This window comes from Micromonospora sp. NPDC049580 (assembly GCF_040675595.1).
Taxonomy (GTDB): domain Bacteria; phylum Actinomycetota; class Actinomycetes; order Mycobacteriales; family Micromonosporaceae; genus Micromonospora.
Genome location: NZ_JBFAPG010000148.1, coordinates 1 through 12,277, shown reverse-complemented (window position 1 = coordinate 12,277; position 12,277 = coordinate 1). Strand labels below are relative to the sequence as shown.

The following is a 12,277-nucleotide window of genomic DNA, read 5'->3' as shown; positions in this document are numbered from 1 at the left end:
GTTTCCGTTAGCTGCTAACGGAAACTGTCCAAGATCTGCAGGGATTCGGGCGGGAGGAGGTGTGTGGCTAGCGGGGGGAGGCCCAGGTGGTGAAGCGGTCGGTCAGGTTTGGGAGTGGTTTATCCGGATTGAGGGCAGTGAGGTGGGCGGCGGCCTCCGCCTGAAGCGCCGCCAGGTGGGCCAGCAGGGCCGGGCGATCAAGCCGGTAGGTCGCGAGGAGGCGGAGCTTGGCGGCCGAGCAGGGCCAGGCGATTCCGCAGGTGCCGCAGCGCCACGTCGGGCGGGCCGGCTGATGGTCGTGAGCACGCCGGGGCATCAGCCGACCCGCACCGGACCGCGCATTGCCGGGCGCCGAGCAGCACGACGCGGCGGTGCCGTGGGCCGGGACGGTGTGGTGGTTGGGCGCGGCGGTGCGGTGACGGGTACCGCAATGGGCTTGGGCGGCGCGGCGGTCCGGGGTGGGGTGGCGGTCCGGGATGGAGTGCCGGTCCGGGGTGGGGTGGCGGTCCGCGGTGGGGTGGCGGTCGGGGGTGGCGCGGTCGTTCGGGGTGGGGTGGCAGGTGGGGAGGGGAGCCAGCGCGCGCCGGAGGGCATCAGGTAAAGCTCGCGGCGGGCGACGGCGTCGCCGCTCGGGCCGAGTTGGTAGGCGTCGATCCACAACCAACCGTGGTACGTGTGGCGGTCGGTCAGGGCGCGGATCACGCGGACGGTGATGGGGCGGGCAAACTGCGGGCTTGCGGCACGGGTCAGGTACAGCAGGTCGCCGGAGCGTACCTGCGGTGGTTGGTCGATGGGCATGGTGATCTCCGCTGGCAGTCGTTGGGAGGGGCCGCCCCGTGAGTGCTCGCCCAGAGGGCGGCCCGGTACGAACGCGTCCGCCGGGTCTCGGGTCCTCCACCGGCCGCGCCGCTGGTGACACTCTGCTGTGGAGTCCACTACGCTCGGAAGGTGGTTCGCCGGTTCGGGCTGAGCTGGCGAAACGTTCCACGCCGGGCAGTGGCGTGAGTAATTGATCTTCCGGCTTGGGGAGCTTTGAATGGCTGATCTGCCGCACCCGCTCGCCGCGTTCATCGTGGGCGAGATTCGTCGCGCCCGAGGGGCCGCCGGGATGACGCAGGAGGCGTTCGGCCGAGGTGCCGGCTTCAGCGCCTCCCACGTCAGCGCCGTGGAGGGCGAGACGCGGGCGCTCACGATGGACTTCATCAAGGGCGCCGACCGGGCACTCAACAACGCAGGCCTGTTCGAACGCATGGTGGGCAAGCTCGGCGCCCCATCGTGGTTCCTGCCGTGGCTCGACGCGGAGCGGACGGCGACGCAGCTCAGGTCTTTCCAACCGACCCTCGTTCCGGGCCTGCTCCAGACGGAGAGCTACGGCCGGGCCGTCATCCGCTGCAATGAAACGCTGAGCGATGACGAAGTCGAGAAGCGGCTGGCGCACCGGATCGACCGGCAGGCGATCTTGACGAAGCCAAACGCCCCGCATCTGGTCGCCGTCATCGCCGAGGCGGTGCTCCGCCGCGCCGGCACGGACTTCCGCGACATCATGGCCGGGCAGATCAAGCAGTTGACCACCCTCGCGGAGCGGCCGAACATCAACGTTCACCTGCTGCCGGACGAGGTCAGCATGCACGTCGGCCTGACCGGGCCGTTCAGCTTGGCACGCCTGCCCGAGCACAAGTGGGTGGGGGAGATGGAGAACCAGCTCGGCGGAGTCGTCATCGACCGAGACGACGATGTGGATACTCTCATGTCGAGGTGGGAGATGGTTCGCAGTGAAGCGCTTCCCCGCCGGCAGTCGATCGAGCTGATGAAGGATGTCGTGACGTCATGGACCTGATCGGCGCTAGGTGGCGCAAATCCACTCGCAGCGGCTCTGGCGGCGGCAACTGCCTTGAGGTTGCGGACAATCTGCCGGGCATCGTCGGTGTGCGGGACTCCAAGGACCCCGACGGGCCGGCGCTCGTCTTCCGGCCAGCCTCGTGGCGGGCGTTCGTCGCCGATCTCGCTCGGCGTTCGTAGCCAGCGCCCCAAGCGACAAGCGCCCGCCCCCCGAACAGCGGGGACGGGCGCTTCGCTGTGCAGGGGACCGGTCAGGCGACCACCGACCGTAGTGGCACTCCGGCGGCGCGCAGCGCGCGTACCAGATCGTTCGTGAAGGGGTGTTCGTCAGCCTGGAGGCCCTGCGGGTTGGGGATCAGGACGTACGCCGAGGTGCCCTTCGCGGACGTCCGGGCGTCGGTGGTGAAGCGTTCGACGATGGCCCGCGTGCGAGCCAGGTCCGTCGCCGCGACCTCGATGGTGGTCGGCCGCCATCCGCCGCCCAGGTCCGCCGCGACCGGCGCGGCGGCGGCGCTGGCGCGCGCCGCGTCGGTGCCCGGCGTGCGTCGGGCGTCGGGTGCGCCCGGCGGGTAGAGCAGCGCGTTGGCCACCAGGTGCAGACCATTCTCGTTGTACGCGCGAAAGAGCGGGTTGAACGCGAACAGCACCGACCTGCCGGCGCCGGTCGGCTCGTCGACGACGGCGGCCGTGCCCTTCAGTGTGTCCGCGCCGACGGTGTAGCCGTTGGCCCAGAACGTGTCGTCGGTCGGGTAGGTGAGCACGTTCGTCCCGGTGGTGCTGGGGTTGAGGATCGGGTCGCTGTTGTTGAATTCGAAGTCCTCGGCGGGGCGGCCGAGGGCGACCGGGTTGTCGGTGTCGACGTCGACCCGCAGGTGCGAGCCGATCACCAGGTAGTCGGCCGGTTTGGTCTTCTCCGTGGTGGAGGTGAGCCCGGCGGCGCGGGCCAGCCGGGTGCCCTCGTTGCGCAGCCCGATGTAGGTGTGGCCCTGGGCGATCCAGTCGCGCAGGTTGGCCTGCCCGGCGGCGGTCAGGCCGCCGGTCGGGCTGCTGCCGTCGGGGACCAGCAGCACCGTACGCCCGGTGAACGCCGCGGTGTTGTCGTTGATGTCTGCAGTGGTGACCGGCTTGAGGGCGAGGCCCCACCGCTTGCCGAGCACATACCGGGCCTCGCCGTGGGAGCCGGACGTGGTGGAGATGCCGGTGCCCTGGAACAACCCGACGTCGGGCAGGTCGAGGCGGGTCCCGGTGGGGCGTCCGCCGGGGGTGAGGGTGACCCCGGCGGCCTCGGCCAGGTCGTCGACCGTACGGCTCAGCCGGGTCGCCGGGATCGCGACGCGGTTGGTGTCGAGGTCCCGTACGAGCGGCACGCCGCGGCCGAGCAGGGTGAAGGTGAGCTCCGCGGCGGCGGCCGAGTCCAGCGGGTACGTGTAGGAGCCCCACGGCCAGGCCAGCCCGCTGCGGCCGCCGGAGATCCCCCGGACCGGCTGGGCCTGCGGGCGGACGTTGTCTCCCGTGTAGATCGTGGAGACGCCCATCAGCAGCGGGTTGCTCCAGGAGGACACGTCGTAGAAGTACGGGAACGGGACGTACGGGTCCTCGCCCATGATCGCCTGGATCCAGTGTTTCTGCGGCTGGTCCATCGGAATCCAGTACGCGCCCTTGGGCACCGTGACGTTGGTGGCGCTGCGACCGCCGAAGACCCGCGCGGTGGGCACGCGGGTGGGCTTCTGCACCTCGTACACCTCGACGTCCATGCGGCGCAGCCGCTCGACGAGGCGGCGGACGTCGGCGAGCTGCCGGTCGGGCAGCAGGAAGTACGAGCGGACCGTGACGGCCGGCACCGGGAACTGGACCTCGTTGGTGGGCTGCACCACCTCGTTCGGCTCCAGGGCGCCCGTCCGGCCCTCGGCGAGCGCGTCGGTCCAGATGTCGAAGTAGCCGTCCAGCACCTCGCGCTTGTTGGCGGCGGCCCAGCCGAGCGTCGACCACTGGGTGTGGAACTGCTGCTGCACCCGGTCGGCGACGGCCGAGGCGCTGCCCTTCTCGTACGTCATGCCGGCCGCGCCGAAGCCGGTGGTCGGCACGGTGTCGCCGTAGCCCATGAAGAACATGTCGTACGTGTCGTAGTTGAAGTAGCACTCGGTGGTGACCGTGTCGTCGCAGGCGCCGTTGTAGCCGAAGCCGGCCTTGTTGGCCTCGCCGATCCGGTTGATCCAGTCCACCGCCTCGCCGGCGATCTCGTGGTGGATCGGGTCGGCGTTGGGCGGGAAGAAGTACTGCCGGCCGCCCATTTCGTGGGCGTCGATGAACACCTGCGGCGGGTAGCGGCGCAGCAGTTCGAGCTTGCCGTCCGTCTCCTGCTGGGTGCGGGCGAACCAGTCCCGGTTCAGGTCGAAGCCGAACTCGTTCTGCCGCCGGGTCGCGTCGCGGCCGTCCGGGTTCTGTGTCGGGACGATGATGGTGACCAGGTTGTCGTTGCGCCGCGCGACCTCGCAGGACAGGCCGGCCGCCAACTCATACAGCGTCTTGAGCGCCGCGTCGGTGCCACTCTTCTCGCCGCCGTGCACGTTCGCGGTGACCCAGACGATGGCCGGGCCGTCCATCGCCGTCCGGGCGGCCGTCCGCGCGCTCGTCCGGCGGGGGTCACGCAGGTCCCGTACGTCGTCGGCGATCTTCCGCAGGGCGGACGGCCGCACGTGGCGCTCGTTGGACACCACCGCGTACGGCAGGGGCTGGCCGAGCACGCTGGTGGCCGTCACACCCGTGACGACCCGGTCGGAGGCGCTGTCCACGGCCCCGAGGTAGGTGCGGACCTCGTCGTTGGTGACGACCCGCTCCTGTCCCGCGCCGAGGGGGAAGCCGAGCACGGCCTCCGGGGCGGGCACGCTGGCCAGCCGTGCGCTCGGGTCGGTGCTGCATCTCGACGGTGGGGCGCCGCTCGCGGCCGGAGTGCCGCCGAGCAGGGGAGTCAGACCGAGCAGGAGCGCGACGGCGGCGGCACCCGCCAGTCGCTTCGGGGGGACCATCCGGATCGGACGCGACGATGGGGCCATGTCTCGGGTTCCCTTCTTGGGGGAAAGCCTCGCAGTGGCCGGAGCCTATGAACCGGCCGACACGGCGGTCAAGGTCTGATCGACATCGGTGAGTGCGCGGGATGCCGGGGCCGGGTCCGGCTGGCAGGATGGCGGGTGGCCTGTCGTCGTCTGGAAAGGGGAGACCGTGCCGGAGACGATCACGCTCTCGGTCCATCCGGATGTTCCGTCCGCCGATGCGCGGCGCTCTCTGGCGTCCTGGCTGCGCGCCGAGGACCGGCTGCGGGACGGGGTGACCACGACACCGTCCGACGTCCTGGGTGTGGTGGTCGACGACGCCGGCGCCGTCATGGTGCTGGTCCAGGCGATCGCTGGCTGGCTCACTCACCGCCGGGAGGACGTGACGGTCCAGCTCGACCACCCGGGGTGGTCAGCCGAGGTGGACGTGCGCCGTGCGCGGGACATGGCTCAGGTGACCGCTCTCATCGAGGCTGCGGTGCGGTCGGTGACGCCCCAGGAGCAGCGCCCGTGATCACGTGATGCTCAGCAGTTGTCGGTGACCCGATTCAACTGGTGGCCATCACGTGATCACGGGCGTCGGGTACGCCTACCGGGTGGTCAGGCCGAGGCCGATCGTCTTGGTCAGCGTGGCGTTGTCGTCGTCGCCGTCGAGTGACCAGACCATCGCGCCGGCCAGGCCGGCCCGCCGGATGTAGAGCATCTTCTGCAGTACGACGGCCGGGTCGTCGTACGTCCAGAAGGTCGTACCGTCGAAGAGCCAGGCGTGCCCGGCGCGCAGGTCGCGGTGCACGGTGTAGCCGTTGCCGGCCAGGGTCTTGAGCTGCTTGTAGTCCTCGTACCCGGCCTCGAAGGTCGCCGGTGCGGGCCCGGCGGCCGGCTGGAACAGCCCGTTGCCGCCGCCGGTGACGCCGGTCCAGCCGCGACCGTAGTAGGGGATGCCCAGGACCAGCTTGCCGCGCGGCGCCCCACGGTCGAGCCAGCCGTCGATGGCCACCTCGACGGAGAAGTCGGGGTTGTCCGGCGAGCCTGCCGGCACGCGCAGCGCGGACTGCTGGTTGGTCACCGCGTCCCAGCCGCCGTGGAAGTCGTACCCCTGCACGGTGGCGAAGTCCAGGTACTTGAAGATCTTGCGGCCCTCGTAGCCGGCGTCCATCGTGGCCGGGTTGGCCGGCAGGAAGGCGGTCAGCGGGTGGTGCGCGCGGGTCGTGCGGCCGTACGCGTCGAGCTGCCGGCGGAACTCGGCCAGCAGCTTGGTGAAGTTCTCCCGGTCCTGGGGGCGGATGACGTTGCCAGGCTCGCCGTCCCAGTTCGGCCACTCCCAGTCGAGGTCGACGCCGTCGAAGACGCCCGCCGCGGCACCCGGGCTGCCCGGGAGGTTGCCCTTGAGGTACAGGTCGATGCAGGACGCGACGAACGCCCTGCGGGAGGCGTCGGTGCGGGCGGCGTTGGAGAAGTACGTCGACCAGCTCCACCCGCCCAGCGAGATCAGCACCTGGAGGTCGGGGTGCTTGGCCTTCAGCTTGGCGAGCTGGCCGAAGTTGCCGTTGAGCGCCTGGCCGGGGGCATCGGCGACGCCGTCGACGCTCTCCTGCGCGGACACCGGCCGTTGGTAGTCGGCCCAGGCGTCGCCCTCGCCCGGCCCGCCGTCCACATAGCAGCGGCCGTCCTCGCTGACGTTGCCGAAGGCGTAGTTGAGGTGGGTGAGGCGGCTCGCCGCACCGGAGGCGTCGAGCTTCTTGACCGTGAAGGCCCGGCCGTAGATGCCCCACTGGGTGAAGTAGCCGACCCGGTGGTAGCCGGGCTGGCGGTCGGGCCTGGCGCCGGCGCTCGCCGCGGCGGGCGGGGCGGCGGTGAGCAGCAGGGTCGCCAGGGCGACGACGGCGGTGAGGCGGCGGTGACGCAATTGTCGCATCGGCACTCCCACGAGGGATCAAGCAGAATTAGTAAAGACACTTATCTGATTGATGAAGTTAAGCCGATCACGCTCTGCGGTCAAGAGCCGCCCATCCGCCGCCGTCCCCGCGGCGGACGGTCAGCCGACCTGGCTGTTGTCCTTGAGCGACCCCCAGCCGTGCCAACGGTCGATCTCGATCAGGGCGCTGACCCGACCACGATCACGCCGGGGATAGGGATTGCCCGTGTAGTGCCGGGACAGCCGGTCGATGTCCGCGAAATCCTCGTCGGCGCGCAACTCGGCGACGTGCCCGATGATGCTGACGTGGGTGTACCAGCCGGCCTCGTCCAGCACCGTGAGGGAGACCCGAGGATCGTTGCGGACGTGCTCCAACCGGCGGCGGCTCTCGTCCATGTTGACCAGGATCCGGCCGTCCTCCCAGAGGTACCAGGTCGCGGCGGACACCGGCTGACCATCACTGCGAAGCGTGGTGATGACGGCCGGGTTCGGCTTCTGCAGCATCTCGACCGCGGCCTCGGGAAGCGGTGGCTTGGACATGAATGCTCCTTTTCGCATGAGCGGTTACCCCTGCACGGTACGCACCCGCCCGGCCCCCGCACGGCAGGACGCGGATCGCGGCGTGCGGGAGGCCGAGGGGCTCAGTCGAGCCAACGGCCGTCGCGCATGAGGACGCGTCCCCGCAGCTCGTTGGCCTCCCGCCAGGCCAGGATGCGCCGCGGCCGGATCACGAAGTACTGGTAGGGCTCGGCGATTCCGCTCGGGTCGAAGCCGGTCCTGGTGGCGAACGCCGTACGCCTGTCGTGGCCGAGGTCGGCGGTGTCCACCGGCTCGGCGGCACCCTCGACGATGACGACGTCGCGCGTCGTGCCCAGGCTGAGTCGCACCCGGCCATCCCCCACCAGGTTGCGGCCGGTGACCGAGGCACGCGGCGTCGAGATGAGAAACACGCTGCCGTCCCAGAGGTAGGAGAGCGGGACGAGGTGCACGCCGTCCGGGGAGCCCGACGTGGCGACCCAGAGGTCGACGTCGTTCTCCAGTCTCCTGCGCGTGTCTCTCAGCCGCTCCTCACGCCCCCGCGGTGGCGTGCTCGCCATGTCTTCCCCCGTCCACCTCGTGACCTCTGATCGGTTCGGTCGCCCCCGCCGCGACCAACGGCACGTCCGGCGCGTGACGCAGTCGGGCGAGGTCGTCCAGGCGCTGCTCCTCGGCGCGTGCGCGTCCCCAGGCGGCGAGACACATGGCTCAGCGCAGTTCCTGGATGCGGACCATGTTGCCGGCCGGATCGCGGAAGGCGCAGTCGCGGATGCCGTACGGCTGCTCGGTCGGCTCCTGGACGACCTCGGCGTCGCGGGCCTGCACCTTCTCGAAGGTGCCGTCCAGGTCCCGGGTGGCCAGCAGGATCCACCCGTAGGTGCCCTTGGCCATCATCTCGGCGATGGTGCGCCGCTCGTCCTCGGTGATGCCGGGGTCCGCGGCCGGCGGGGCCAGCAGGATGGACGTGCCGGGCTGGTCGACAGGGCCGACGGTGATCCACCGCATGGTCCCCTGACCGACGTCGCTGCGGACCTCGAAGCCGAGGACGTCGCGGTAGAAGGCCACGGAGGCGTCCGGGTCGACGTGCGGAAGAACTGTCGTGTGAATGGTGATGTCCATGCTGGCCATGCTAGGTAGGGCCCTCGGCCGGTACTTCTCGATTCCTGATCGATGCGGCGGGTGGCGGGCGCGGGCGCACCCGCGTGTGGGGTGTCCCGGCCGGCCGGAGAGGATGGGGCCATGACCGATCCCGTACTGCCCGGACGCGTTGTCGTCACCGGCGCCACCGGCAAGCTCGGCCGTGCCGTGGTCGCCCACCTGCGCGGCGTGGGCGTCGACGTGCTGGCGGTGGACCGCGTGGGCGGGCGCGATCCCCGCGACGTCGACGGCGAGTTCCTCCTCGTCGACCTGACCGACTACGGGCAGGTGGTGGAGGCGTTCACCGGAGGCGCCGACGAGCACCCCGGCGGCGTCGAGGCGGTCGTGCACCTGGCCGCGGTCCCGGCGCCCGGGCTGATGCCCAACGCGACGACGTTCGCGAACAACTCCGCCGCGACGTACAACGTCTTCGCCGCCGCCCGGGCGGCCGGCATCAAACGGGTGGTGTGGGCGTCCAGCGAGACCGTGCTCGGGCTGCCGTTCGACACCCCGCCGCCGTACGCGCCCGTCGACGAGGAGTACGCGCCGCGACCGGAGTCGACGTACTCGCTGAACAAGGCCCTTGAGGAGGAGATGGCGCGGCACTTCTGCCGGTGGGACCCGGAGCTGGTCATGGTGGGTCTGCGGTTCTCCAACGTGATGGACGTCGAGGACTACCTGCCGTTCCCCTCCTTCGACGCCGATCCGCGGTCGCGGCGCTGGAACCTGTGGGGCTACATCGACGCCCGCGACGGCGCCCAGGCGGTCGAGCGGGCGCTCGCGTACGACCGGCCCGGCGCGGACGTGTTCATCATCGCCAACGCCGACACCGTCATGAGCAGGTCGAGCGCCAGCCTGATGGCCGAGGTCTACCCGGGTGTCGAGATCCGCAAGGAGCTCGGCGAGCACGAAACCCTGCTCAGCATCGACAAGGCGCGGCGGGTGCTGGGCTACGAGCCCCGGCATTCGTGGCGCGACCACGTCGACCAGTTGTAGGCCGCCTCGGAGCGAAACCAGGTTGTGCCGTACGCCCAGAATGTATGCGTGACCCTCGATATTGATCACGTGTACGTGCCGGTCAAGTTCGACCTCGGCGGCACGGTGCAGGACGTGGAACCGGCGCTCCCGCTGCTGGCCGCACTGGGCGCCACCTCGGTCGACGTCGTCCAGCACGAGGAGACCCGGGCCTACAACATCTCCTACCTGGCCACCCACCCGCCGGTGCTGCAGATCTCCCTCGGCACGTCGGCGGTGCGCATCGGCCGTACGACGTGGGCGACCAGCACCCAGATCGTGATCTACCCGGCGCTCGGCGTGATCTCGGTGGATCTGCGGTTCGCCGCGCCGGAGCCGGCGGTCAGCACCGAGGACATCTGCCGGTTCTACGACGACCTCGTGCGCGAGAACACCCTCGACTACTTCCGGCACCTGCGCGACCTGGACACCTTCCCGCCGAACCTGGCCGGGCACCTCAGCATGATCGAGGCCGAGCCCCGGGAGCACGGTGGGCTGACGGTGTCCGCCCACGTCCAGGCGGTCCGCGCCATCCTGCGCGAGTCGGCCGGCTTCGAGCCCCGGGAACGCCGCTACCCGTTCCAGAACATGCGCCAGTTCTTCGTCCTGCGCGGTCCCGAGCGGGCCGAGAACGAACCGCTCGTGGAGTCGTTGCTGCGGCTCTCCGCCCTGCCGGTGACCCCGGGCACGGCTGCCGACGACGGGCCGCTGCGCCTGCCCGGCCTGCTGGTCCGCACCACCGGCTGGTCCACCGTGGCGGTCCTGCACGACGGGGTGGAGGGCGCGTCGGCGGCGGCCCGCATGGTCCAGGACATGTACGGCCAGATCCACGCCCAGTGGTTCTTCTGCCAACTGTGGGTGGGGGTGGACCCGAACGACCGCGACGAACTTGTCGGCCCGGGTCACTCGCTCGGCGCGCGCATCACCCAACTGGCGCGGGTGCAGTTGCAACTGAGCCGAGGGCTGGCCGAGGTCGGCAACGTCGACCTCATGTACCGCGATCCCATGCGCATCGCGGTGGCCACGTTCCTCATCGACGGGCTGCGGGTTCCCCGGCATCTCCAGGCCGCCCGGCAGCGCCTCGAACTGCTGCGCAGCAATCTGAGCCAGCTCTTCGGGTTGCAGACGGCGCTGTTCCAACAGCGCCTCCAGTGGCTGTTCTCGGTCACCGCGGTCGCCGGCGTCGCGGCGCTGCTGCCGGAGATGCTCCAGGTCGACAGCATGCCCTGGCGGATCGTGACCATCGCCCTGTTCGGCGCGTTGGCGCTGTTCTGCTGGCTGCTGATCCGGCTGCTCGGCCGTGCGGGCCTCCGCACGGACCGGCGGGCCCGGCCGACCCCGACGAGGCGGCGGACCGCCCGAACGAGGCGGTGGCGGCGCTGGGGGCGCGGCGTCGACCGCCCTCCGGGCGACCTGGCATAACCATCGGGCGTACCGACAGACCGGGATAAAGTCCCCTCAGCGGGTACGAGACGGGACCGGGTCGGCGAGGGGGTGCGGCCATGGCCGTGGTGTCCTCTGGCCGCTCGCGCTCGCCGTTGAGCTCGTCGGGGCGGCCTCCCACTGGCCGGTGCCGCGTATCGGCCGTGCGCCGCTCGCCAACCTGGTCGCGGTCTCCGAGCGTCCTTCTCCCGCCGGTCGCCGTGACCGCCGTGGCGGCACTGATCCTCGCTGGGATCGCCGTGGCCGACGGGCGGGTCCACCAGCGCGGCGCGGAGACCAACCCGACGCTGTGAGCCGGGCCGGAAGAACGTTGTGCGGCTGCTGGCGCTTCGCGTATGTTGGCGGGCACGCCGTCGAGCCGAGAGGAGGTCAGAACAATGTCCGATGTTCTGCGCCCCCTCCGCGTACCGGCGTCCACGCGGATCTGACCCGGGGCGCTCGCTTTCCGGAGGTTCGCCATGACCAGTCTGGTCATCCGCCCGCTCGTCGCGGGCGAGGAAAACCTGTTCGACTCCATGACCGATCCGCTGCCCCAACTGCGGCAGATCGCGTACGCCGACGGCATCACCGGCGGCGGCTACCGGCCCGAGAACACCTGGATCGCCCTGCGCGACGGCCGGGTGGTCGGGCGGGCGGCCTGGCTGCTCCCGCCCGGGGCGGTGGGCGCTCCCTGGCTGGAGCGGTTCGACCTGGCCGCCGAGCCGGAGGTCGGCGCCGCGCTGCTGCACGCCGCCCACGAGGCGCTGGGCGGTCCCGGTCGGTACTACGCGGCCCTGCCCGCGCACTGGCGGCGTCGACCCGAGGTGCTGGCCGTGGTCACCGCGCCGATGGAGGCGGCCCGACTCGCCGGCCTGGTCGAGGTGGGTGAGCGGCTGCGGTGCTCGTGGACGGGAACTCCACTGCCGACGACCTCCGGCCGGTACACGTTCCGGCCGCCCGTCGACGCTGCCGAGATCAACGCCCTGGTCGCCCGGGTCGCCGTGCCGGACGTGCTGACCGGCGCGGAGATCGCGCGTGCCGTCGGCGGCGTCGACCTGGCCACCGATCCGCTGGCCTGGCTGGGGGAGTCGACCGAGGAGTGGCGCGTCGGGGTGCAGGCCGGGCAGCCGGTGGGTCTGGTCGGCACGGCCGGCGACGCCTGCTACCCACTGCTGGCGTACCTCGGCCTGCTCGACGACGCGGCGCGCGGTGAGCTGCTGGCCGAGGCGGTCCGGGTGCTCGCCGCCGGAGGCGCCCGGGAGGTGATGGCCGACGTGGACGCCCACCGCGTCGCGGTGCTCGCGGAGTTGGAGCGCACCGGGTTCCGGCAGCTCCGCGCGCGCGTGCTGTTCGCGCCGCCGGC

11 protein-coding genes and 1 pseudogene are annotated in these 12,277 nt (G+C 71.1%); 6 read left to right on the top strand and 6 right to left on the bottom strand.

Annotated features, from left to right (window positions below; all coding sequences use genetic code 11):
- Window positions 1–594 precede the first annotated feature (594 nt).
- Window positions 595–798, bottom strand: a pseudogene (locus AB0J68_RS14875) (hypothetical protein); the annotation flags it as partial.
- 238 nt (window positions 799–1,036) lie between these two features.
- Here AB0J68_RS14875 and AB0J68_RS14870 point away from each other — a divergent pair.
- Together AB0J68_RS14870 and AB0J68_RS14865 are read left to right on the top strand one after the other, a co-directional pair.
- On the top strand, window positions 1,037–1,837 hold the full coding sequence (locus tag AB0J68_RS14870) for a helix-turn-helix transcriptional regulator (RefSeq protein WP_363938890.1): 801 nt from the start codon (window positions 1,037–1,039) through the stop codon (window positions 1,835–1,837).
- Window positions 1,828–2,019 carry a DUF397 domain-containing protein gene (locus AB0J68_RS14865; RefSeq protein WP_355138606.1) on the top strand — a complete coding sequence of 64 codons (192 nt, stop codon included), beginning with the start codon at window positions 1,828–1,830 and terminating at the stop codon, window positions 2,017–2,019. The genes AB0J68_RS14870 and AB0J68_RS14865 overlap by 10 nt, the downstream gene beginning before the upstream one ends.
- Before the next feature lie 71 nt (window positions 2,020–2,090).
- Here the strand turns inward: AB0J68_RS14865 and AB0J68_RS14860 are convergent, their stop codons facing one another.
- A complete protein-coding gene (locus tag AB0J68_RS14860) occupies window positions 2,091–4,865 on the bottom strand; it encodes a M14 family zinc carboxypeptidase (RefSeq protein ID WP_363938888.1) in 2,775 nt (924 codons plus the stop codon).
- Between the two features lie 193 nt (window positions 4,866–5,058).
- On the opposite strand from AB0J68_RS14860, the gene AB0J68_RS14855 reads away from it, so the two are divergent.
- Window positions 5,059–5,403 carry a hypothetical protein gene (locus AB0J68_RS14855; protein ID WP_354862326.1) on the top strand — a complete coding sequence of 115 codons (345 nt, stop codon included), beginning with the start codon at window positions 5,059–5,061 and terminating at the stop codon, window positions 5,401–5,403.
- A gap of 75 nt (window positions 5,404–5,478) precedes the next feature.
- Here the strand turns inward: AB0J68_RS14855 and AB0J68_RS14850 are convergent, their stop codons facing one another.
- From AB0J68_RS14850 to AB0J68_RS14835, 4 genes are all read right to left on the bottom strand, one after another.
- Complete coding sequence (locus tag AB0J68_RS14850; RefSeq protein ID WP_363938886.1) at window positions 5,479–6,804, bottom strand: glycoside hydrolase family 18 protein; 1,326 nt, start codon at window positions 6,802–6,804, stop codon at window positions 5,479–5,481.
- A 120-nt stretch (window positions 6,805–6,924) separates the two neighbouring features.
- Window positions 6,925–7,344, bottom strand: a complete 420-nt coding sequence (locus tag AB0J68_RS14845) for a PPOX class F420-dependent oxidoreductase (RefSeq protein ID WP_355066333.1) — start codon at window positions 7,342–7,344, stop codon at window positions 6,925–6,927.
- Window positions 7,345–7,445: 101 nt separating this feature from the next.
- Entirely contained in the window at window positions 7,446–7,901 is a 456-nt protein-coding gene (locus AB0J68_RS14840) for a pyridoxamine 5'-phosphate oxidase family protein (RefSeq protein WP_355066332.1), read from the bottom strand.
- Between the two features lie 148 nt (window positions 7,902–8,049).
- Window positions 8,050–8,460 (bottom strand): VOC family protein, encoded by a 411-nt coding sequence (locus AB0J68_RS14835; protein WP_354862333.1) that lies wholly within the window; start codon window positions 8,458–8,460, stop codon window positions 8,050–8,052.
- A 120-nt stretch (window positions 8,461–8,580) separates the two neighbouring features.
- On the opposite strand from AB0J68_RS14835, the gene AB0J68_RS14830 reads away from it, so the two are divergent.
- From AB0J68_RS14830 to AB0J68_RS14820, 3 genes are all read left to right on the top strand, one after another.
- The gene (locus tag AB0J68_RS14830) at window positions 8,581–9,474 is read left to right on the top strand and encodes an NAD(P)-dependent oxidoreductase (protein WP_354862334.1); all 894 of its coding nucleotides are present in this window, start codon (window positions 8,581–8,583) and stop codon (window positions 9,472–9,474) included.
- Window positions 9,475–9,522: 48 nt separating this feature from the next.
- Window positions 9,523–10,914, top strand: coding sequence for a hypothetical protein (locus AB0J68_RS14825; RefSeq protein ID WP_363938884.1), 1,392 nt, complete (start codon window positions 9,523–9,525; stop codon window positions 10,912–10,914).
- A 479-nt stretch (window positions 10,915–11,393) separates the two neighbouring features.
- Window positions 11,394–12,277: acetyltransferase (locus AB0J68_RS14820; RefSeq protein WP_363938882.1), on the top strand; the 884-nt coding region annotated here is incomplete at its 3' end.